23 protein-coding genes are annotated in these 21,223 nt (G+C 64.4%); 10 read left to right on the plus strand and 13 right to left on the minus strand.

What is annotated here, in order from left to right:
• Positions 1–58: 58 nt before the first annotated feature.
• From lptB to PIN31009_RS03440, 5 genes are all read right to left on the minus strand, one after another.
• Complete coding sequence (gene lptB, locus PIN31009_RS03420) at positions 59–811, minus strand: LPS export ABC transporter ATP-binding protein (protein WP_150683436.1); 753 nt, start codon at positions 809–811, stop codon at positions 59–61.
• Positions 812–854: 43 nt separating this feature from the next.
• Positions 855–1,580, minus strand: a complete 726-nt coding sequence (gene lptA / locus PIN31009_RS03425) for a lipopolysaccharide transport periplasmic protein LptA (protein ID WP_150682993.1) — start codon at positions 1,578–1,580, stop codon at positions 855–857.
• Positions 1,577–2,263, minus strand: a complete 687-nt coding sequence (gene lptC / locus PIN31009_RS03430; RefSeq protein WP_150682994.1) for an LPS export ABC transporter periplasmic protein LptC — start codon at positions 2,261–2,263, stop codon at positions 1,577–1,579. The genes lptA and lptC overlap by 4 nt, the downstream gene beginning before the upstream one ends.
• A gap of 22 nt (positions 2,264–2,285) precedes the next feature.
• Positions 2,286–2,771 (minus strand): KdsC family phosphatase, encoded by a 486-nt coding sequence (locus tag PIN31009_RS03435; protein ID WP_246185518.1) that lies wholly within the window; start codon positions 2,769–2,771, stop codon positions 2,286–2,288.
• 131 nt (positions 2,772–2,902) lie between these two features.
• Complete coding sequence (locus PIN31009_RS03440; protein WP_150789289.1) at positions 2,903–3,883, minus strand: KpsF/GutQ family sugar-phosphate isomerase; 981 nt, start codon at positions 3,881–3,883, stop codon at positions 2,903–2,905.
• A gap of 180 nt (positions 3,884–4,063) precedes the next feature.
• On the opposite strand from PIN31009_RS03440, the gene PIN31009_RS03445 reads away from it, so the two are divergent.
• The 7 genes from PIN31009_RS03445 (at position 4,064) to phnE (ending at position 11,617) form a co-directional block, all read left to right on the plus strand.
• On the plus strand, positions 4,064–6,046 hold the full coding sequence (locus PIN31009_RS03445; protein WP_150789290.1) for a monovalent cation:proton antiporter family protein: 1,983 nt from the start codon (positions 4,064–4,066) through the stop codon (positions 6,044–6,046).
• Positions 6,047–6,155: 109 nt separating this feature from the next.
• Positions 6,156–6,707 (plus strand): adenine phosphoribosyltransferase, encoded by a 552-nt coding sequence (locus tag PIN31009_RS03450; RefSeq protein WP_150682998.1) that lies wholly within the window; start codon positions 6,156–6,158, stop codon positions 6,705–6,707.
• A gap of 54 nt (positions 6,708–6,761) precedes the next feature.
• Positions 6,762–7,376 carry a LysE family translocator gene (locus tag PIN31009_RS03455; protein ID WP_150789291.1) on the plus strand — a complete coding sequence of 205 codons (615 nt, stop codon included), beginning with the start codon at positions 6,762–6,764 and terminating at the stop codon, positions 7,374–7,376.
• Between the two features lie 124 nt (positions 7,377–7,500).
• Positions 7,501–8,256 (plus strand): DeoR/GlpR family DNA-binding transcription regulator, encoded by a 756-nt coding sequence (locus PIN31009_RS03460; RefSeq protein WP_058377155.1) that lies wholly within the window; start codon positions 7,501–7,503, stop codon positions 8,254–8,256.
• A gap of 544 nt (positions 8,257–8,800) precedes the next feature.
• Complete coding sequence (phnC, locus tag PIN31009_RS03465) at positions 8,801–9,673, plus strand: phosphonate ABC transporter ATP-binding protein (RefSeq protein WP_150789292.1); 873 nt, start codon at positions 8,801–8,803, stop codon at positions 9,671–9,673.
• Between the two features lie 16 nt (positions 9,674–9,689).
• The gene (gene phnD / locus PIN31009_RS03470) at positions 9,690–10,658 is read left to right on the plus strand and encodes a phosphonate ABC transporter substrate-binding protein (RefSeq protein ID WP_087689867.1); all 969 of its coding nucleotides are present in this window, start codon (positions 9,690–9,692) and stop codon (positions 10,656–10,658) included.
• 137 nt (positions 10,659–10,795) lie between these two features.
• Positions 10,796–11,617: a phosphonate ABC transporter, permease protein PhnE gene (gene phnE / locus PIN31009_RS03475; RefSeq protein ID WP_087724013.1), complete on the plus strand. Its 822-nt coding sequence runs from the start codon at positions 10,796–10,798 to the stop codon at positions 11,615–11,617.
• A gap of 76 nt (positions 11,618–11,693) precedes the next feature.
• Here the strand turns inward: phnE and PIN31009_RS03480 are convergent, their stop codons facing one another.
• The 8 genes from PIN31009_RS03480 to phnG all read right to left on the minus strand — a co-directional run bounded on the left by PIN31009_RS03480 (position 11,694) and on the right by phnG (position 18,892).
• Positions 11,694–12,545, minus strand: a complete 852-nt coding sequence (locus tag PIN31009_RS03480; RefSeq protein ID WP_150789293.1) for a hypothetical protein — start codon at positions 12,543–12,545, stop codon at positions 11,694–11,696.
• Between the two features lie 253 nt (positions 12,546–12,798).
• Complete coding sequence (locus PIN31009_RS03485; protein WP_150789294.1) at positions 12,799–13,935, minus strand: alpha-D-ribose 1-methylphosphonate 5-triphosphate diphosphatase; 1,137 nt, start codon at positions 13,933–13,935, stop codon at positions 12,799–12,801.
• Positions 13,936–13,952: 17 nt separating this feature from the next.
• Complete coding sequence (gene phnL, locus PIN31009_RS03490; RefSeq protein ID WP_246185519.1) at positions 13,953–14,666, minus strand: phosphonate C-P lyase system protein PhnL; 714 nt, start codon at positions 14,664–14,666, stop codon at positions 13,953–13,955.
• A 95-nt stretch (positions 14,667–14,761) separates the two neighbouring features.
• Positions 14,762–15,547, minus strand: a complete 786-nt coding sequence (phnK, locus tag PIN31009_RS03495; protein WP_150683437.1) for a phosphonate C-P lyase system protein PhnK — start codon at positions 15,545–15,547, stop codon at positions 14,762–14,764.
• 26 nt (positions 15,548–15,573) lie between these two features.
• A complete protein-coding gene (locus PIN31009_RS03500; RefSeq protein ID WP_150789296.1) occupies positions 15,574–16,512 on the minus strand; it encodes an alpha-D-ribose 1-methylphosphonate 5-phosphate C-P-lyase PhnJ in 939 nt (312 codons plus the stop codon).
• Positions 16,509–17,765: a carbon-phosphorus lyase complex subunit gene (locus PIN31009_RS03505; protein WP_150789297.1), complete on the minus strand. Its 1,257-nt coding sequence runs from the start codon at positions 17,763–17,765 to the stop codon at positions 16,509–16,511. Before PIN31009_RS03505 ends, PIN31009_RS03500 begins: the two co-directional genes overlap by 4 nt.
• Positions 17,765–18,400, minus strand: coding sequence for a phosphonate C-P lyase system protein PhnH (gene phnH / locus PIN31009_RS03510; protein ID WP_150789298.1), 636 nt, complete (start codon positions 18,398–18,400; stop codon positions 17,765–17,767). Before phnH ends, PIN31009_RS03505 begins: the two co-directional genes overlap by 1 nt.
• Positions 18,401–18,892 carry a phosphonate C-P lyase system protein PhnG gene (phnG, locus tag PIN31009_RS03515; protein WP_150789299.1) on the minus strand — a complete coding sequence of 164 codons (492 nt, stop codon included), beginning with the start codon at positions 18,890–18,892 and terminating at the stop codon, positions 18,401–18,403.
• A 94-nt stretch (positions 18,893–18,986) separates the two neighbouring features.
• On the opposite strand from phnG, the gene phnF reads away from it, so the two are divergent.
• Genes phnF through phnN form a run of 3 tightly spaced genes read left to right on the plus strand, consistent with a single transcriptional unit; the run spans position 18,987 to position 21,183 of the window.
• Entirely contained in the window at positions 18,987–19,748 is a 762-nt protein-coding gene (gene phnF / locus PIN31009_RS03520) for a phosphonate metabolism transcriptional regulator PhnF (RefSeq protein WP_150789300.1), read from the plus strand.
• Entirely contained in the window at positions 19,745–20,614 is an 870-nt protein-coding gene (locus tag PIN31009_RS03525; RefSeq protein ID WP_150789301.1) for a DUF1045 domain-containing protein, read from the plus strand. Before phnF ends, PIN31009_RS03525 begins: the two co-directional genes overlap by 4 nt.
• Positions 20,611–21,183 (plus strand): phosphonate metabolism protein/1,5-bisphosphokinase (PRPP-forming) PhnN, encoded by a 573-nt coding sequence (gene phnN, locus PIN31009_RS03530; RefSeq protein ID WP_150789302.1) that lies wholly within the window; start codon positions 20,611–20,613, stop codon positions 21,181–21,183. Before PIN31009_RS03525 ends, phnN begins: the two co-directional genes overlap by 4 nt.
• Positions 21,184–21,223: the final 40 nt, after the last annotated feature.

Here is a 21,223-nt window from a genome sequence, read left to right on the forward strand (position 1 = left end):
TCAGCGAAACCGGCCTGCCTCGCTATCGGAGGCAGGGTTTACATGCGAAAAATTAGCTTTACATCCGGAAATTTTCGCCCAGATAAACGCGCCGGACGCTTTCGTCGGCAACGATCTGGTCAGGCGTGCCGGCGGCGAGCACCGAGCCTTCGCTGATGATGTACGCGTGATCGCAGATACCGAGCGTTTCGCGCACGTTGTGGTCGGTAATCAGGACACCGATACCTCGGTCTTTCAGGAAGCGCACGATGCGCTGAATTTCCAGCACTGCAATCGGGTCCACCCCGGCGAACGGCTCATCGAGCAGGATGAAGCGCGGCTGGGTGGCCAGTGCGCGGGCAATTTCCACGCGACGGCGCTCGCCGCCCGAGAGCGACATGGCCGGGTTCTCGCGTAAATGCGCGACTTGCAGCTCGTCGAGCAGCGCTTCGATGCGGCGCTCGATTTCGTCGCGCTTGAGCGGCTTGCCCTGCGCATCGACCTGCAATTCGAGCACGGCGCGAATATTGTCCTCGACCGTGAGCTTGCGGAACACCGACGCTTCCTGCGGCAGATACGAGACCCCCATGCGGGCGCGCTCGTGAATGGGCAGTTCGCTGATCAGGTTGCCATCCAGTTGAATTTCGCCGTCGTCGGCAGGCACCAGCCCCACGATCATGTAGAACGACGTGGTCTTGCCGGCGCCATTGGGCCCGAGCAACCCCACGACTTCACCGCTTTTCACGTCGAGCGAAACGTCTTTGACGACAGTCCGGGCGCCGTATTGCTTCTTGAGCGAGCGCACGACGAGCGCGCTGGGCTTGCCGACCATGCCGGCGCCCTGGTTGATGCTGGAAGCGTTGCTTTGGTCGGGATTACTCACGCGGATTCTCTAGGCGTTTGGAAGGAGCCAGTGCCGGCAGGTCGCCCTTGGGCGCTGCGGCGGGCTTGCTCGCGCCGCCGGGCTGCGCTTGATTGGCGCCCGTGGCATTGCGAGGCGCGAGCGTCGCACGCACGCGGCCATTCGGGTTGTTCGAATTGACCTGATCGGCGCCGCTGTTGGCCGTGTACACCTCGTTGTAAGTATCGTACGTGATCACGCTGCCGTGAATCTCGTCGAGCACCTTCGTGCCACCGGCCAGACGCTTGAGCGTGGCCTGCGTTGTCAACGTGGCGACTTCGGTCTTGCCGTTGTAGTAGATCGTCTGGCCCCAGCCGTCGATGTACTCGTCCAGACCGTCGCGCTTCTGGCGCATGTAAGCGAGCGGGCCGCCCGGCTTGTAGTAAGCGGTGGCGTACTGATAGCCCTCCGGATCCTGAGTCACTTCGACGCGATCGGCCTTGAGGAGAATGGTCCCCTTGGTCATCGTCACGTTGCCGGTGAAGATGTTGACCTGCTTGAGGTCGTCATAGCTCATGTGATCCGCTTCGATATTGAGCGGCTTGTCGCGGTCGGCATGCTCGGCATGGGCGAGCGGCGACGCCAGCGCGCCGAGCACCGCGAACGCGGCGGCCAGAGCGCGCAGCGAGCGGGACAGCGAGCGGCGCACGCCGTCAAGCGGTTGATACGATGCGGGTCGCAGGTAAGGGCGATCGGTCATGGGGTCTTGGGGCCCTGTGTTGTCTTGGGTGGCGCGCTCGGGGCAGCGGCTGCCGGAGCGCCCGTTGTTGCGGCGGGCTGGGCCGGCGGCTTGTTGCCGAGCTCGGCCGGCTGGATTGTGCCATGCACATTGCCGAGCAATTGTACGGCCCGCGAGATGTTATTGAAAATCATGCCGTCGCCGTACATCACGGACTGACCGCGATACAACACGACCGGCAGTTCCGTGCGCACGATGTCTTCGTTCACGAGCACCTGAAAGTGTTCGGACAGCGCCCGCATTTCAGGGTCGCGCGGGCCCGGCTGGCGGACCACGACGGCATCGTCGTACAGATCGACGACCGACATGTCGGCATTCAGCGTGCCGCGCTTGCTGGTGGCCGTCACTTCCGGCGAATCGGGCGTGAAGGCACGCACGGCGGGGAGCTGCATGGCCGTTGTGGCGTCATCCTCGTAGTGCGTCATGTGCACGGCGTTGACGCGGTACTGCGTGAGGCCGGTCGGCGACAGCATGGAGATCACCATGTTGTCGGCGTAGTAATCGGGAATGTGCTTCTTCACGTACGGCGTGCGATCGGCATCGGACGGCAGCGTGCGCTGCACGAGCCAATAGGTGCCCGCGGCGAGACCGGCGAGCACCGTGATGGCGATCAGTGAAGCAGGCGAGACGCGTTGTGCGGCCATGAGTTCTTCGGCTCCGGGCGCGTCAGGCGAGGGCTGCGGCGAGCAGGGCGTCGTAACGTCCCTGCGCGTGCAGAATGAAATCGCACAGCTCGCGCACTGCACCGCTGCCGCCGCGCACACTGGCAATCCAGTGGCAGCGCGACTGCACTTCGGCGTGCGCGTTGGCCGGGCATGCGGCAAAGCCCACGCGGGTGAGCACCGGCAGGTCGGGCCAATCGTCGCCGATATGCCCGCACGCCTGCGCACCCACCGACAGCTTGCTGCACAGGTCTTCGAATGCCTCGCGCTTGTCGTGCACGCCCTGATACACATGGGCGACGCCGAGATCGGCGGCCCGCTTCGCGACGATGTCGGACTTGCGCCCGGTGATGATCGCGGTGACGATGCCCGCCTCGGCCAGCAGCTTCAGACCGTGACCGTCGAGCGAGTCGAACGTCTTGAAGGTTTCACCCGCCGGCCCGTAGCGCAGGCCACCGTCGGTGAGCACGCCGTCGACGTCGAAGATCATCACGCGCAGCTTGGCGGCGCGCGCGGTGGCGTCTTCCAGATCGAAACGGGGAGCTGCGATGGCGGCAGTCGTGGCAGTCGTAGCGGCGGCGGCGGGGGCGGTGGTACGAGTTTGATTCATGGGACGCAGACTCACACGACCTTGGCGGCGAACAGGTCGTGGACGTTCAGCGCGCCTACCAGGCGGTCGTTCTCGGTCACGAGCAATTGCATGATGCCGAAACGCTCCATCAGTTCGGCGGCTTCGGCGGCGAGTTGATCGGGGCCGATCGTGCGCGGCCCGGCAGTCATCACGTCGGCCAGCTTCAACGCGCTGAAGTCGAGCGTGCGTTTGAACAGGCGGCGCAGGTCGCCGTCTGTGAAGATGCCGACGACGTGGTCGTTGGCGTCGACGATGGCGGTCATGCCGAGGCCCTTGGCGGTCATCTCGAGCAGGGCGTCCGACAGGCTGGCGTCGGTACGCACGCGCGGAATCCGCTCGCCGCTGCGCATCACGTCGCGCACAAAGGTCAGCAGCCGGCGGCCGAGCGCACCACCGGGATGCGAACGGGCAAAGTCTTCCGCGCCGAAGCCTCGGGCATCGAGCAACGCGACCGCGAGGGCATCGCCGAGGGCAAGTGCGGCGGTCGTGCTGGCCGTGGGGGCGAGGTTGAGCGGGCAGGCTTCCTTTTCGACGTGCGCATCGAGATGCACGTCCGACAGGCGGCCAAGGCTCGAATTCGGGTTGCCGGTCATGGCGATGAGCTTCGCGCCGAGGCGCTTGACCATCGGCAGCACGCTCACCAGTTCGCCGGTCTCGCCTGAATTGGAGAGGGCGACGACGACGTCGTCTGCGGTGATCATGCCCAGATCGCCGTGGCTGGCTTCCGCCGGGTGAACAAAGAATGCGGGGGTGCCGGTACTGGCGAAAGTGGCCGCCAACTTGCGTCCGATATGGCCTGACTTGCCCATGCCGGTGACGACCACCCGGCCGCGGCAGGCGAGCAGCAGCGAGACCGCTTCAAAGAAGCTGTCGTCGAGGTGTGCGGCGACGCGTTCGATGGCGTCCGCTTCGGTGCGCAACACCTCCCGGGCGACCTCGAGTGCCCGGCCTGGATTGATTTTCGCTATCATGCGCGGAGTATATCAAAATGGTCGCGGCGCCGAAGGACAGCCGCGCCAGGCTTAGGCGCACGACGCCCGGGGCGTGCCCCATCTTGCCGCCGACGTGATTCGATTCCGTCATCGGGACGCAATCTGGCATGACACTTGCGTGACAGGTGTTGTGCACAATCAGGAAACCCACCTCCGCTGATGGCTTCGCCGCTCGAACTCACTCTCGTTCTGTTATTTGCCGCCTGCGTCGGGGTGGTGCTCTTCCGCATGCTGCACCTCCCGCCGATGCTCGGCTATTTGAGCGTGGGCATCGTCATCGGCCCGCACGCGCTTGGACTGGCGTCCGATTCGCAGCGGGTGCAGTACCTCGCCGAGTTCGGCGTGGTCTTTCTGATGTTCTCCATCGGCATCGAATTCTCGCTACCCAAGCTGAAAAGTATGCGAAGGGTCGTGCTGGGGCTAGGCGTTTCTCAAGTATTGGGAACGTTGCTCGTCTCGGTGGGCATCGGCGCGCTCGTCAACTTGTTCTGGTCGTTCTCGTGGCAGGCGTCGGTGGCGCTGGGCGGCGCCCTCGCCATGTCGTCGACGGCCATCGTCACCAAGATGCTGGCCGAACGGCTCGAACTCGAGACCGAGCACGGGCGCAACATCATGGGCGTGCTGCTGTTTCAGGATCTGGCCGTGGTGCCGCTGCTCATCGTGATTTCGGCCCTCGGCGGCAATTCGAAGGCGCTGGTGCTCGCTTTGTCGCTGGCGGCGCTCAAGATCACGGGCGCGCTCGCGCTGCTGTTGTGGGTCGGACAGAAACTGGTTGGCCGCTGGTTCCATATCGTTGCCGCGCGCCGCTCGCAAGAGCTGTTCATGCTCAACCTGCTGCTGCTCACGCTCGGCCTCGCGTACATCACCGAGCATCTCGGCCTGTCGATGGCGCTGGGCGCGTTCATTGCCGGCATGCTGATCGCCGAGACGCCGTTCCGGCATCAGGTGGAAGACGACATCAAGCCGTTCCGCGATGTGCTGCTCGGGCTGTTCTTCATCACCACGGGCATGCTGCTCGATCCGGTCATCGTTGTGAAGCAGCCGCTGCTGGTGCTGCTCTTCTTCATCGGCCCGCTGCTCGTCAAATTCACCCTGATTGCCGGCCTCGCCCGCATCTTCGGCAGTGCGCCGGGCACGGCCATTCGTACTGGCCTCGGCCTTGCGCAGGCGGGCGAATTCGGTTTTGTGCTGCTCAACCTCGTGATCGACCGGAACCTGCTCGACCCGTCGCTCTCGCAGGCGGTGCTGGCCGGCATGCTGCTTTCGATGCTGTGCGCGCCATTCCTGATCATCAATGCCGACCGCATCGCCCTGCGCTTCGTCGCCAACGAATGGATGATGCAGTCGCTGCAAATGACGCGCATCGCGACGCAGAGCATCAAGACCTCGGGCCACGTGATCATCTGCGGCTACGGCCGCTGCGGCCAGAATCTGGCCCGCATGCTCGAACAGGAAGGCATCGGCTACGTGGCGCTCGATCTCGACCCCGACCGGGTCATGGAGGCGGCCAGCTCAGGCGAAACCGTCGTCTTCGGCGACGCCGCGCGTCGTGAGGCGCTCGTCGCGGCGGGTATCCATCGCGCGGCGGGCATCGTGGTCACGTACGACAGCACGCCGGCGGCGCTCAAGGTGCTGGCGCAGGTGCAGGCGCTCGAACCGACCCTGCCGGTCGTCGTACGTACGGTCGACGACACCCATATCGATGACCTGATTGCGGCCGGGGCGACCGAAGTGGTGCCCGAGATCGTCGAGGGCAGCCTGATGCTGGCCTCCCATGCGCTGGTGCTGATGGGGGTGCCGATGCGCCGCGTGCTGCGCCGCGTGGCGCAGGCCCGTAACGAGCGCTACAGCTTGCTGCGCGGCTATTTCCACGGGCTGGACGATGACGACGAAGGCGGTGAGCGCGAACAGGTGCGGCTGCAATCGGTGCCGCTCACGCTCAACGCCGACGCCGTGGGGCGCACGCTGGGCGAGTTGCGGCTCGACAAGCTGGGCGTGACGGTCACGGCGATCCGCCGTCACGGCATCCGTGGCGTAGAGCCCGTGGCCGAAACACGGCTGATGGCCGAAGACATCGTCGTGCTGCGCGGCCTGCCCGAGAAACTGGCCGCCGCCGAGGCGCGGCTGGTGGGCCGGGGCTAACGGGGCTAACGCACGTCATCAAGCGAGACCCGTCGTTTTGGCATAATGTGGACTTTCGGGCGTCCGCCCGAGTGAATTTCCATCAGTATCCAGAAAGAGAAGGATCCCCGTGCAGATCGATGAGTCCCCTGCCGCCTATATCAAGAGCCAGATTCGCACCGTACCGGACTGGCCCTCGCCCGGTGTGCAGTTCCGCGACATCACGCCGCTGCTCAAGAACCCGCGCACGCTGCGGGTGTTGATCGACGTGTTCGTGCATCGCTACATGGACCATCGTCCCGACTACATCGCCGGTCTCGACGCGCGTGGCTTCATCCTCGGCTCGATCCTCGCGTACGAGCTGAACATCGGTTTCATCCCCATCCGCAAGAAAGGCAAGCTGCCTTACCAGACCGTGGCTGAAGAGTACGAACTGGAATACGGCAGTGCGACCGTCGAAATCCATGCCGACGCCTGCGGTCCCGGCGACCGCGTGTTGCTCATCGACGATCTGGTCGCCACCGGCGGCACCATGCTCGCGGGCAAGAAACTGCTCGAACGGCTGGGTGCCACCGTCATTGAAGGTGCGGCCATTGTCGATCTGCCCGAACTGGGCGGCTCGCGCATGATTCGCGATGCCGGGTTGCCGCTGTTCCTGCTGTGCTCGTTCGAGGGCCACTGACCTAACCGTCATCCTCGCTTTCACCCCCACTCGCCACCCGAACCGGACGCTGCGATGCCCAACCTCTGGCTGTTTTTGCTGACCTCGGTGGCGATCACGCTCGCGCCGGGCCCTGACAACATGCAGGTGATCGCGCGCGGCATTGCGCAAGGGCGTCGCGCGGGGCTCGCGGCGGCGGCCGGCTTTACGTTCGGGTGCCTGTTTCACACGACGATTGCGGCCGTCGGTCTCGCGACCGTGTTGCGCTCGTCGCCGTTTGCTTTCGAAGCGATCAAGCTGGTGGGCGCGGCGTATCTCGTGTGGATCGGCATCAAGGCGCTGCGTGCGCGCGGCGGCCTGACGATGGCGAGCAGCGCGGCGCCGCAGCCGCTGTGGGCCGTGTTCCGTCAGAGCGTGTTTGCCAACATGCTGAACCCCAAGGTCACACTGTTCTTCCTCGTGTTTCTGCCGCAGTTCGCCACGGCGGACGCGGTGCATCCGGGCGGTCAGATGTTCCTGCTGGGTCTTGTCTTTATGGCGCAGACCATCGTCGTGTTCAGCGTGTACGGCTGGTTTGCGGGCGTGCTGGGCACGTGGCTCAAGCGCCGGCCGGGGGCCGGGCGCTGGCTCGATCGCGTCGCCGGGATGATCTTCATCGGACTGGGCGTGCGTGTCGCGTTGCAGGGATGAAGCCGTAATGCAGGGAGTCATCGCGCGTCAACGCGATGCTGCCTGAGTGGTTCCATGGCCCACGTTGGCCAAAGCTCGCCAAAGCCGACCAAAGATTTCGTAGTCCAACCGTCATTGTCCGATCATGCTCGCCGAACAACGCCAACAGTACGTGCTCGAACAACTCACCAAGACCGGTGCGCTCGCCATCAGTGATCTGGTGCGTGAGCTGGGGGTCTCGCGCGAGACCGTGCGCCGCGATCTGAACACGCTCGCTGCACGTGGGCTGCTGCTGATGACCCACGGCGGCGCACTCGCCGCCGATCGCAGCGAACCCGACTGGACGCTGCGTGAGAACGTCAACGCGGTGGGTAAGCGGGCCATCGGCGTGCGGGCTGCCGAACTCGTGCCCGACGGCGCGTCGGTCATCATCGACTACGGCACCACCACGCGCGCCGTGGCGCAGGCCTTGCTCTCCAAGCATCGGCTGCGCATTTACACGAACGATTGGCAGATTGCGCGCCTGCTGGGCCGTCATCACGACAATCGCGTCACGCTGCTCGGTGGCGAATTGCAGGACAACGAAGATGCCGTGCAGGGTTGGGACGCCATCAACCAGATTTCGCAATATCACGCCGACTTCGCGTTTATCGGCGTGGGCGGTGTGACGGAGGACGGCGGCATTACCGACTTCAACCGGGCGGCGGCGGAATTGCGCGCTCGCATGCTGCTGTGCGCCAACGTGTCGGCGGTCGTAGCCGATCACACCAAGTTCGGCCGTGTGACGCCGGTACGCATTCGCCACTTCGAGGCGGCGCGCTACCTCATCAGCGACGCTGCGCCGCACAAATCGATGCTCGCGCAACTGCGCGCGCGCGGGCCTGAACTGCTGATCGCCTAAGCCAAGGCTCCCCAACACCACCGCTTCACCCGTTGCCGGCTGCGTGCGCCGCCCAAGCGATGCCCGCCGCCGGCAACGGCACAACATTCCCTCAAATCGCCACACGTCGCCAAACGACGGAATGGCCGACGCCGTCTCTCTAAGCCTTCCCCTACCCAAGACCCGTGCACCACGGCCCTGACGCGCCATTTCGGGGCATTTTCGCCCCTGCGGTCGCCGCCAAAAGATGTAGACAAAATCGGCGCAACGTCATGCCTCTGCCTTTCCCCGGTCTCGCCTGATGTGACCGTGTCGGCCATGTGACAGCCCCTGGTTCGTTACCGGAAACACTTCCAAATCGTTGAGCCGATAAGGGTTTTCGACGCCAGCCAAAAAGCTGATCGATTGTCACTGTCTTGTCATCCGCGCTTTTTAGACTGCGTTCACTTTTGGCACAAATTGCCACAAAACAGCTAGTCGAGTGATGCAGGCGACGCCTCCCGTGTGGGAGTGACGAAACGCGAACAGGCATCGGTCCCGACCGGCGTCGACTGACAGGTGAACCGTGGACGAAGCGATTCGAATCGAGCGACTGACCAAGACCTTTGGCAGCCGACGCGCCCTCGACGAAGTGGCGCTCAAGATCATGCCGGGCGAGATGGTGGCCCTTATCGGGGCGTCGGGATCGGGCAAGTCGACGCTGATGCGTCACATCGCGGGCTTCGTGCCGGCCGATGCCCAACCGGGCAGCATCGAAATTCTGGGCCGTCCGATTCAGCGCGACGGCCGCATCGTGCGCGAAGTGCGTCAGATCCGCCGCGACATCGGCTTTGTGTTCCAGCAATTCAATTTGGTGGGCCGCCTGCCGGTGATCACCAACGTGCTCACGGGGCTGCTGGCGCGTGTGCCGCTGTGGCGCAGCCTGATGTTCCGTTTCACGCCGGCCGAGCGCCGCGAGGCCATTGCGGCGCTGGCAGAAGTCGGCATTGCCGATCTGGCGTTCCAGCGCGCAAGCACGCTCTCGGGCGGCCAGCAACAGCGTGCCGCACTCGCTCGCACGTTGGTGCAGGGCGCGAAGATCATTCTCGCCGACGAACCGATTGCCTCGCTCGACCCCGAGTCCGCACGCAAGGTGATGGACATGCTGGCGCGCATGAACCGCGATCACAAGCTCACGGTCGTCGTCTCGCTGCATCAGGTCGATGTGGCCATGCGTTACTGCGTGCGCACCGTGGCGCTGCATCAGGGCCGCGTGGTGTACGACGGCCCGTCGGCCGCGCTCACGCCGGATCTGCTGCGCCGCCTGTATGGCGTGCAGGCCAGCGAATTGCTCAATGAAAGCACTGAAGATTCCGAAGCTGCGGACGACGGCACGGCGCAAAAGCCGGCCGAGTCCGAAGCCCCTTTTCTTACCTCGATGTCCCTCAGCTTGACCTGACCAGGAGCTTGCTCTCATGAAACTGTGGAAAACCCTGCTGGCCGGCGCGGCCATGATCGCCTCGGTGGCGGTTGCGCACGCGCAGGAAATCAATTTCGGCATTATTTCGACCGACTCCAGCGCAGCGCTGCGCCAACGTTGGCAGCCGCTGATCGACGACATGGAGAAGCAAACGGGCCTGAAGGTGACCCCGTTCTTCGCCACCGACTACGCCGGCGTGATCGAAGGCATGCGCTTCAACAAAGTGCAGCTCGCATGGATGGGTAACAAGGGCGCGATGGAAGCCGTGGATCGCTCGCAAGGCGAAATCTTCGCGAAGATCATCTACGCCGACGGTTCGGAAGGTTATTACTCGCTGCTGATCGCCAACAAGTCGAGCCCGTACAAGACGCTCGACGACGTGCTCAAGAACGGTAAGAAGATCAACTTCGGTCTGGGCGATCCGACCTCGACGTCGGGCACGCTGGTGCCGGGTTACTACGTGTTCGCGAAGAACAACATCGATCCGCGCACGTACTTCAAGACGGCTCGCAGCTCGAACCACGGCGCGAACCTGATGGCTGTGCTGAACAACCAGATCGACGTCGCTACCAACAACACGGAAGAGCTCGACAAGCTCGAAGCCACGCAGCCGGAGAAGGCCAAGCAGGTTCAGGTGCTCTGGAAGTCGCCGCTGATCCCGTCGGATCCGATGCTGTGGCGCAAGGACTTGCCGGATGCCACCAAGAAGAAGATTCGCGACTTCTTCCTGGCCTACGGCAAGGATGCGCACGAGAAGGAAGTGCTGAAGAACATCTACAACTACGGTGGCTTCCGCGCGTCGAGCAATGCCCAACTGCTGCCGATCCGCCAGCTCGAACTGTTCAAGCAGAAGCAACAGCTCGAAGCCGACGCGAACATCGATGCTGCCAAGAAGCAGTCGCAACTGGCTGACATCGACAGCAAGCTGGCCGCGCTCGATCAGGAACTGAGCAAGACGAAGTAAGGCGGTATCAACGCCATCGCAAGTCGTATCAAACAGTAGCAAGTGGTCTGCGGGACGGCACCTGTGTGCTGTCCCGCGACGCAGAAGTCCGATTCATCCACCGGTGAGTCTTGCCGGTATTTCACGTGGTACACGACATGAACACCAGCGTAACCTCCACTGCAACCCCTGTTGGCGCGACGGGCCGCCTGCCCGGCGAGCCGCCCAAGCGGTCGTGGCTGTCTCTGATCAGTTGGGGGGCGTTCTTCCTGATTCTGGTGTGGTCGTGGGGCGGTGCCGACATGCGCCCGCTCGATCTGATTCGCGACTCGGGCAACATGAGCCAGTTCGCGCACGATTTCTTTCCGCCCGATTTTCACGACTGGCGCGTGTATGTGAACGAGATGCTCGTGACCATTCACATCGCTGTGTGGGGTACGGTGCTGGCGGTGGTGTGTTCGATCCCGATGGGTTTGCTCTCGGCTTCGAACATGGTGCCGGCGTGGGTGTATCAGCCGGTGCGCCGCGTGCTTGACGCTTGCCGCGCGATCAACGAAATGGTTTTCGCGATGCTGTTCATCGTGGCCGTGGGGCTGGGCCCGTTCGCGGGTGTGCTGGCGTTGTGGGTGCACACGACGGGCACGCTCTCGAAGCTGTTCGCCGAAGCGGTCGAAGCGATCGATCCGCGTCCGGTCGAAGGCGTGCGTGCCACGGGTGCGCGTTCCATCGACGAAATTCTGTACGGCGTGCTGCCGCAAGTCATGCCGCTGTGGATCTCGTACACGCTGTACCGCTTCGAGTCGAACGTACGCTCGGCGTCGGTGGTGGGGATGGTTGGCGCAGGCGGTATCGGTGTGGTGTTGTATGAAGTGATTCGCAGCTTCCAGTACGCACAAACGTGCGCCGTGATGCTGATCATGATCGTCGTCGTCACCTGCATCGACGTGTTCTCGGCGCGTGTGCGCAAGATGGTGATCTGACGATTCAGCGCGCGGGTCGTGCATTGGCAAAAAAGGGCGCTTCGGCGCCCTTTCGCGTTATGAGGTACTCACCCTGTCATTGGCCCGGGGGCAGAACCGGGTAACGACCGTAACTGAAGATAAGCTCGAAGCTCGGATTCGGGAGCGGCATCATCTCTACGATCAGCAGCGCAACGGCGTAAATATTGATGTATCCCAGGTCGTAAAATCCTTGGTAAGTCTCCGGCGGTAGCGTCACCTGAGCGTCGGTAGCCTCGAGCCCTTCGATCTCGAAGTCGAAGGTTGCGAGCGTCGTAATGAAGCCGTTTCGTTCGCCGTTCACAGCCCAGCGAAAGCGTGGGTTGTTGTAGGAATCGAGATTCGGTACGTGCTCGAACGTTGCGACGATGCCGTCGGGGTGCGCATCCGGCGCAATCGATTCTCCGGCGGGTATGCCTTCGAGTGAAAAGCTGCCCAGCTGCAACATCGGTTTGACATAAATTTCAATGCCCGGGCCGGGATACCGTACGCCGTCCGGCCACTGGACTGAATAGTCGATGGTGACGTGTTTTCCGACGGCGGGCGCAAACCATGCATCCGGCAACATGACTTGCACCACAAGGTCCGGGCCGAAGAAGGGCACCCGCACTTCCTGCGCGCCGATGCCGTCTTCCGGCATAAAGCGAATCAGGACCGTCGATCCGAACGGCACACGATGGCCGTCTATTTCCATGAGGTAGAACGCGTCCAACGATTCGAGAGCCTCCCCCGGCACGATGAGTCCCCACGGGGCGACCGCCTGAATGACTCGCGGCGGGTCACCGGGGAATGGGAAGAAGAAGGCGAGCAGACGTGGTTCGTCAAGGGTTTTGCCCGGTCCGCCGGCGAGTGGTAGGGCGGCGGTCAGGCGTCCGCCACGAAACGTGCTGATGGGTTGGTTCGATGCCATGAGAAGACTCCGGTCGATGCTTTGGTTCGCAGTCCACGACGCGCTCGCGATCATGTCTGCCCAGCAAAACGCATCGCAACGGCAGCGCGTTCTGACCTAATCACACTAAGCGCGACGGGATGTGGTCATCAAGCTGTCAACCTTTGCATTGACAACCCTTCGCGCGTCTTCTAGCGGCGCGACAACTGTGTGCACCAACAACGAGAAAGGGCGCTCGCGCGCCCCTTCTTCATTGGTATCGACTCGGATGGCGTCAAGCGATCCGCTGCCCTTCCAGATACGTTGCACGCGGCACCGGCGGCATACCGGGGCGTACGGCCACGCGCACCAGATCTGCGCGCAGACCCGGGCGAATGCCGCCGCGATCCGTGAGACCCACCGATTGCGCCGGGGCCCACGACACCGTGCTCACTGCCTTCGACAGCGGCCAGCCGATCTCCTTGTGCAGCTGGAACGCCGCTTGCAGCAGACTCGACGGCACATAGTCCGACGACAGAATGTCGAGCGCGTCTTCGCGCGCCAGATCGGCCGCTGCCACGTTGCCCGAATGCGAGCCACCGCGCACGATATTCGGCGCACCCATGATCACGGCGATCGACTTCTCGCGCGCCGCCCGCGCTGCGGCCAGCGTCGTCGGAAACTCCGAGAGCGAGACGCCATCGCGTACCGCCTCTTCCACGTGATCCAGCGACGTGTCGTCGTGGCTCGCGAGCGGCAGACCGCGCGCACGGCTCATCGCCACAATTTCGCGGCGATGCGGGTGCGCGTAGGCGTCCTGCTGTGCCTTCATCTCGGCCAGCGTTTCCAGCCACTTGTCTTCGCTCAGCTTGCCGTTGCGTTCGTGATAGCGGCGGAACTGCACCGGGTCGTGCCACTGGCGCTGCCCCGGCGTGTGATCCATCACCGACACCAGCCGCAGCAACGGGTGATCGCTCATCTCCGCAAAGGCATTCACCGCGTCATGCGTGGCGACTTCGCAGCGCAGATGCAGAAAGTGATCCGAGCGCAACAAGCCAGACGCGGCCGTATCGAGCAACGTCTGCGCACACTCGCTTTGCACCTTGCGGCTGCGCAGGCCGACAGAATCGCGCTCGCCGATGGCCAGCGCGTCGAACACCGTCGTAATACCCGCAGCCGCCACCTGTGCGTCGTGAATGACAAAGGCGGCCTGCGTATTCCACAACACGCCGGGGCGCGGCGCGAGGTGTTTCTCCAAATTGTCCGTGTGCAGTTCGACCAGGCCGGGCAGCAGATGATCGCCTTCCCAGTCGATGGCCTCGGGGGCTTGCGTGGTGCCTTCTTCCACAGAATGAATGCGGCCCTCGCGCACTTCCACCACCCCGGTAAAGGTGGTCTCGGGCGTGACGATGCGGGCGTTCTTGATGAGCATGGACGAAAACTCCGAAATCAATGAGCGGGGCGTAGGACGGGGCGCATCGCGAGCGTGCGCGTGGCAACCTCGTCGCGGGTCGCCTCGTCGTGAAAGATGCCGACGATGGCGCTGCCGGCGGCGCGTGCCTCGGCGATCAGTTGCGCGACCACCGCACGGTTCTGGGCATCGAGCGACGCGGTGGGCTCGTCGAGCAGCAGCACGGGCGCCGCCGCGATCAGCCCGCGCGCGATGTTGATGCGCTGCTGCTCGCCGCCGGAGAACGTGGCCGGTGCCAGCGTCCACAACCGCTCGGGAATGTTCAGACGATCCAGCAAGGCACGAGCCTTTGCAGTGGCATCCTGCGCATCGACACCCAGACGGCGCAGCGGTTCGGCCACGATGTCGAGCGTGCTCACGCGCGGAATCACGCGCAGAAACTGGCTGACGTAACCGAGCGTGGTGCGGCGTACCGCGAGCACTTCGCGGGCCGTGGCGGCCGTGAGATCGATCCAGTGCTCGCCATGTCCGTCGTCGTGACGAATCTCGATGCGCCCGGCGTTCGCCAGATAGTTGCCGTACAAGCAGCGCAGCAGCGTGCTCTTGCCCGCGCCGGACGGGCCGACGAGCGCCACGCACTCGCCGCGCCGCACGGTCAGGTCGACGCTGTCGAGCGCCGGAATTTGCGCATCCACCGCACCCGCGTGCGCGTGCAGGTGAAAGGTCTTGTGCAACCCTTGCGCGCGCAGCATCACATCGTGTTCGCGCGTGGCGAGCGTGAGCGATTCGTGGCGAAGAGCGCCAGCGGCGGCGTTCTGAAGCATGGTGTGAGGTGTCGTTCCGGAAGTCATACGGGCAGCACCGAAGAGACGAGCAGTTGCGTGTAGGGATGTTGCGGATCGTCGAGCACCTGATCGGTCAGCCCGGCTTCCACCACGCGCCCGCCTTGCATCACGATCAACCGGTGAGCAATGAGCCGCGCGACACCGATATCGTGCGTGACGATGATGGCCGCCAGATGAAGGCGCTCCACCAGCGAGCGCAACAGATCGAGCAGACGCGCCTGCACCGACACGTCGAGACCTGCCGTGGGTTCATCCATGAAGACGAGGCGCGGCTCGGTGACGAGATTGCGGGCGATCTGCAAACGCTGCTGCATCCCCCCGGAGAACGCACCGGGCATCTCGTCGACGCGCTGCGGATCGAGTTCGACCTGCGCCATCCAGTGACGCGCCTTGCTGCGGATATCGCCGAAGTGGCGTGCACCGACGGCCATCAGCCGGTCGCCGATGTTGCCGCCCGCCGAGACGTTCATGCGCAGGCCATCGCGCGGATTCTGTTCCACGAAGCCCCATTCGGTGCGCAGCAGGCGGCGCTTGTGCGCCTCATCGAGGGCGCGCAGGTCGTGCAGCGCGCCGTCGGTGCCGCGATAGTGCAGCGTGCCGGCGTCGATGTCGTGACGCAGGGCCAGCGCGTTGAGCAACGTCGACTTGCCCGAGCCCGATTCGCCGACCACGCAGATGACTTCGCCGGGCCACAGCTCGAAACTCACGTCCTCGCAACCGATCCGGTCGCCATAGCGCTTGGCGAGACCGTCGACGCGAAGCAGCGGCAGGTCGGCGACGGGCGGCATCCCGACGGCCGCATTCGTCACGGCGTTCATGCAACCTCCTTCGCGGTGTCGTCAGCCGTCGACGCGAGTGCCGTGCGGCTACCGCAGTAATCGCTGTCCGAGCACACATACATGCGCGTGCCCGCATCGTCTGTAATCACTTCATCGAGGAAGCTCTCGGTCGCACCGCACAGCGCGCAATGCGCATCCCATTTCTGAATCTCGAACGGGTGGTCGTCGAAGTCGAGGCTTTCGACCGGGGTATAGGGCGGTATGGCATAGAGACGCCGCTCGCGGCCCGCCCCGAAGAGTTGCAGCGCCGGGTTCATATGGAGCTTGGGGTTATCGAACTTCGGAATCGGTGACGGCGACGAGAGATAGCGCCCGCCCACGATCACCGGGTAGTCGTACGTCGTGGCGATGGCGCCGTGGCGCACGATGTCCTCATACAGACGCACACGCATGAGCCCGTATTCGCCCAGCGCATGCAACTTGCGCGACTCGGCGATGCGCGGCTCCAGCCGGAACAGCGGCTCTGGCATCGGCACCTGATAGACCATGATCTGGCCCTCGTGCAGTGGCGTTTCGGGAATGCGGTGACGTGTCTGAATGACCGTGGCGTCGGCGGTCTTCGTCGTGGTGGCCACACCGGCCGTGCGCGCGAAGAACCGGCGGATGTTGACCGCGTTGGTCGTATCGTCCGCGCCCTGATCGATCACCTTGAGCGTGTCGCCCGCGCCGATCACGGCGGCGCTGACCTGAATGCCGCCCGTGCCCCAGCCGTACGGCAACGGCATCTCGCGGCTGCCGAACGGCACCTGATAGCCGGGAATGGCCACGGCCTTGAGCAGGCTGCGGCGGATCATGCGCTTGGTCTGCTCGTCGAGAAACGCGAAGTTATAGCCTTCCGCAAGTTGCGCGGGCTCAGGCGTGGCAGATTTGGCTTGTGGGGTGCTTGTCGAATCGAATGTGGCGGCGTCGCTCATGCGGCCTCCTGCTTGTCTTGGGTGGCCGTGGGCGCAGCTTCATCGGCCTCGTTGGCCTTGTCGGCATCAGGCGCTTGAGCGCCGTACTTGGCCGCGTGCTCGGCGCGCAACCGGCGCACGAGTTCCAGTTCGGCTTGAAAGTCGACGTAGTGGGGCAACTTCAGGTGTTGCACGAAGCCCGACGCCTCGACGTTGTCGCTGTGATAGAGCACGAATTCCTGCTGCTGCGCGGGTGACGTAATCGCGTCGCCGAGTTCCTGCGTGCGCAACGCGCGGTCGACCAGCGACATTGCCAGCGCCTTGCGCTCGTTGTGACCGAACGCAAGTCCGTAGCCTTGGGTGAATTGCGGCGGCACGTCCTGATTGCCGCCGAACTGCGTGACCATCTGGCATTCGGTCACGGCAATCTCGCCGATGTCGATCGGGAAACCGAGTTCTTCCGGTTCGATCTCGATGGCGACGTGGCCGATGCGAATTTCGCCCGCAAACGGGTGATCGTTGCCATAGCCGCGCTGCGTCGAATAGCCGAGTGCGAGGAGAAAGCCCTCGTCGCCACGCGCGAGGTTTTGCAGTCGTGCGGTGCGCGATGCCGGCGTGAAGAGCGGCGTGTGAACCAGATCGTGCGGCTCGGGATCGAGATCGTCGGCGCGCAGCGATTCGAGCAGACCGTCGCGTCCGAGAATGTCGGTCACGCGCGGGGTGGTGTCGATGGGCGGCAGCGGCGGGATGCCAGTAGCATCACTCGCATCACTCGCATCACCGGCATCACCGGCATCACCGGCATCGGAAGCATCTTTAGCGTGCTCACGCACTTCACCAGCGAGCGGTGCCGTCGCCGCTTCGTCTTCCGCAAGCAGCGCGAAGTCGAGCAGGCGCTGGGTGTAGTCGTAGGTCGCGCCGAGGAGCTGCCCGCCCGGCACGTCCTTGAACGTGGCGGAAATACGGCGCGACAGCCGCATTGCCGCGGTATCGATCGGCGTCGTGGTGCCCAGACGCGGCAGCGTGGTGCGATAGGCGCGCAGCAGGAAGATCGCTTCGACCAGATCGCCCGCTGCCTGCTTGATCGCGAGCGCGGCGAGCGTTTCGTCGTACAGCGCCCCTTCACTCATCACGCGCGCTACGGCCAGACGCATCTGCTCGCGAATCTGTGTGACGGTGAGGGCGGGGATCGACGTATCGCCGCGCCGCGCTTTGGCGAGCAGGTCCCAAGATTGTTCGATGGCGCGTTCGCCACCTTTGACGGCCACGTACATCAGCACACCTCCACTTGCGTGGTGCGCGGTAGCCCGAGCACCGTATCGCCTGCCGCGATCAACAGATCGAGCCCGGCAGGAAAACGTGGCGCCAGCGCCGCACGCGCCTGCCAGAAGGCCGCGTCGAGACCGCCGACGCTCACATCGGTATGCGTTGCGATGCCCGGCCCGCGCAACCGCAGGTGCAGGCCGCCGTCATTCGCATGACCGGCGGCCAGCGTGGGTACGTCGACGATCAGCGTGGCCGAGTGGTCGGGCGATTCGGACGTGCCGAATGCGAAGTGATCCAGCGCCGGGCAGCGCGCAGGGTCTGTCAGCAACGCGAACTGTGCCGACGCAAGGGCGGCGTCACCGCCAAGCAGTGGCGCACCGGTATGAAAGCGCAGCGCACTGCTCACTTCCTGCAGCGCGGTTTGCAACCAGACCGGCGTCGTCGAGTCGGCCAACGCCAGCAACGTGGCGCGGGCGGCGACGCTGGCCTCGTCGCTGGGCGCGAGACGGCTGCCGACACTGCGCAGTTGGCCGGGGCGCGCCAACGCGTCGAGTACCGCACGAAACACGCCTTGCGCGTCGTGCACCGGATCGGCGAAGCCGGGTTGCAGTTGTGACCAGTCGGGCATCGATGCCATCAACATTCAAGCCTCCCGAACCATCGTGAAGAATTCGACACGGCTGGCTGCCGTGGCCGCCTCAGTCTGTTCCACCGTGTCGGCAACGCGTTTTGCAATGGCCGTCAGCGGACCCGCAGCAAGCGTTGCGTGGTGTTGCGGCATCTGCATAAGCGCGTCGAGTCGTGCGACGCGCACGGCGCGCTCGGCGTCGCGGCCCAGCACATAACCGGTGCCGACTACACCGTCGCGCTGACGCAGCGTGCAGCGTGTGAGCGTGGTCTCGCCGAGGTTGAAGCGATCGCCGCTGCCGCCGACCCGGCCCTGCACGAGCACGAGGCCGGTCTGCGGTGCGCGCAGCCAGACGAATTCAGGCGCATCGGGGCAGCGCGCCAGCGCGTCGTCAAGCTCGTCGCGCGTGGCACGGGCGAGCAACGCCAGCCAGCGCTGCCGCGCCTGCGGGGCGTGAGGGGCGTGAGAGCGCGCGTCGTGCGCGGTATCGAAAGTTGTGTTTGGCATGATTGTCTAGTCGTATAGACGTGTGTATGATCGCTTTGGCACTGAAGGTGGTAAGTCTCGCGAACTCATTACAACTTTGCCGGGTGTCAATTTCATGACAGCACAACTCGAACGCGGTGGCGGCGTCGCCGTTTGGCGACAGATTGCGCAGATTCTCGCCACCGAAATCGGCCAGCGTCGCTATGGCGAAGGGCTGCCCGACGACCGTCTGCCGAGCGAAACCGATCTGGCCCACCGTTTCGGCGTGAACCGCCATACGGTGCGGCGCGCCATTCTCGGTCTGGCCGAGCAGGGGCTCGTCAATGTCGAGCATGGCCGTGGCACATTCGTGCAGGCCGGTGCCATCGACTACGTGATCGGCCGCCGCACGCGCTTCTCCGAAAATCTCTCGCAGCACAACCTCAAGGTCGCGCAGCAGATTCTGTCGGCCCGCAAGGTGAGCGCCGAAGCGAACGTGGCGCAAGCGTTGGAAGTGCGCGCGGGCACGCAGGTGTATCGCGTGGAACTGGCGCGCCGCAGCCTCGACGATCAGGGCATCGAGTTGCCGCTTGCGTACAGCGAGAACTGGTTTCCGGCGGCACGCTTCCCCGATTTTCCCGACGTTTTTGCGCAGTCCACGACGATCAGCGCAACGCTCGCCACTTACGGCGTGACCGATTACACGCGGCGCGAAAGCCGCATCGGCGCGCGCCTGCCCGACGCAGAAATTGCACGGCATCTCGGCATCAACCGGCAGCAGCCGGTGTTGAGCGTCGAGAGCACCGACGTCGATGAAAAGGGCAAGCCGATCAAATATGGCATCGCCTATTTCCCCGCCGATCGTATGCAACTCGTAGTGCAGGGAGACGCTGCATGAGCGAAGTCTTCACATCCGTCGGCGATTCATTGCCCGACGCGCACCAACGCCGCGCAGCATTGGCATCGCTCGACTTGGCGGTAGCGCGATTTGCCGTGTACTACGTCCCGCCTGCGGGAGCCTGTTGGTGGAACGAGGGCAGCCGCTGGCTGGGGCGCGACGCCATCACGGGCCGGCAACTCAATGCGCCCCATGTGCCGGGGTTGTCGCGGGCGCTGGCAGACCTCACTGTCGACGCGCGCCGCTACGGACTGCACGGCACGCTTAAAGCGCCGATGCGGCTGGCCCCGGGCGCGACGCTCGACGACCTCTGCGTCATCGCGCGGCAAGTCGCCGCAAGACATACGCCATTCGATCTGCCGCTGACCATCGACGTGGTGGACACCGACAACGGCAAGCGGCCGGGCTTTGTCGCGCTGCGTCCGAAAACGAACATCGCCGGGGTGCCGGGCGTTATCAGTGCCGCAGGCGCGGCCGCTGCGAAGCAGATCGACGCGCTCGCGTTCGACTGCGTGGAAGCGTTTGATGGCTTGCGCGCGCTGCCCACCGAGGCCGAACTGGCGCGTCGTCTGGCACAGCCGCTGACGACACGCCAGCGCGAATTGCTCGCGCGGTGGGGCTATCCGTATGTGTTCGATGAATTCCGTTTTCACGTCACGCTCACGGATCGTGTAGGCACTGCCGACGCCACCGCGATGACCGACTGGTGGCGCCCGCGTGTGCAGGCGTTGGGGCCGATGCGTGTCGACGGCCTTGCGCTGTTTGTGCAGCCCACACCCGAGGCACCGTTCGTGATCGCCGAGCGCTTCACGTTCGGTCAGAACCCTACGGCCAGTGCCGCCGATCAAGTCGGAGGTGCCGCATGAACCGCGCACGATTGTTCTATGTGATGGGCGCCTCAGGCGCCGGCAAAGACTCCTTACTGGCCTACGCGCGCGAGCGCATTGGCGGGCAACCTGCCGCAGCCGCGCCCGTCTTGTTCGCCCATCGCTACATCACGCGGCCGCCAACGGCCGATGGTGAAAACCACGTCGCGCTGTCGTCGGCTGAATTCACTCAGCGGCACGCATTGGGGTGCTTCGCACTCGACTGGGAAAGTCATGGTTGCCGCTACGGCATCGGTGTGGAAATCGATACGTGGCTGGCCGCCGGTGCGAGCGTGGTGATGAACGGCTCGCGCGCGTTTCTCGAGCGCGCGGTGCAGCGGTACGGCGACCGGTTGTCGTTGGTTGAAGTTCAGGTCGACGCGCAGGTGCGGGCGCAGCGTCTTGCCAGTCGCGGCCGGGAGTCGGGTGAGGCGCTCGATCAACGCGTTGCGCACCGCGTGCAGTGGACACCGCCCGACGGCATTCCACTGACCGTCATCGCCAACAACGGCACGCTCGCGCAGGCGGGTGACGCGCTGGTGGCCGTGCTGACGGGGTTGGCGCCGTGACGCATTGAGATGACGGGCGGATGTCAGGCTGACAATCCGG

Origin of the sequence: Pandoraea iniqua (assembly GCF_902459685.1) — a bacterium.
Lineage (GTDB): Bacteria > Pseudomonadota > Gammaproteobacteria > Burkholderiales > Burkholderiaceae > Pandoraea > Pandoraea iniqua.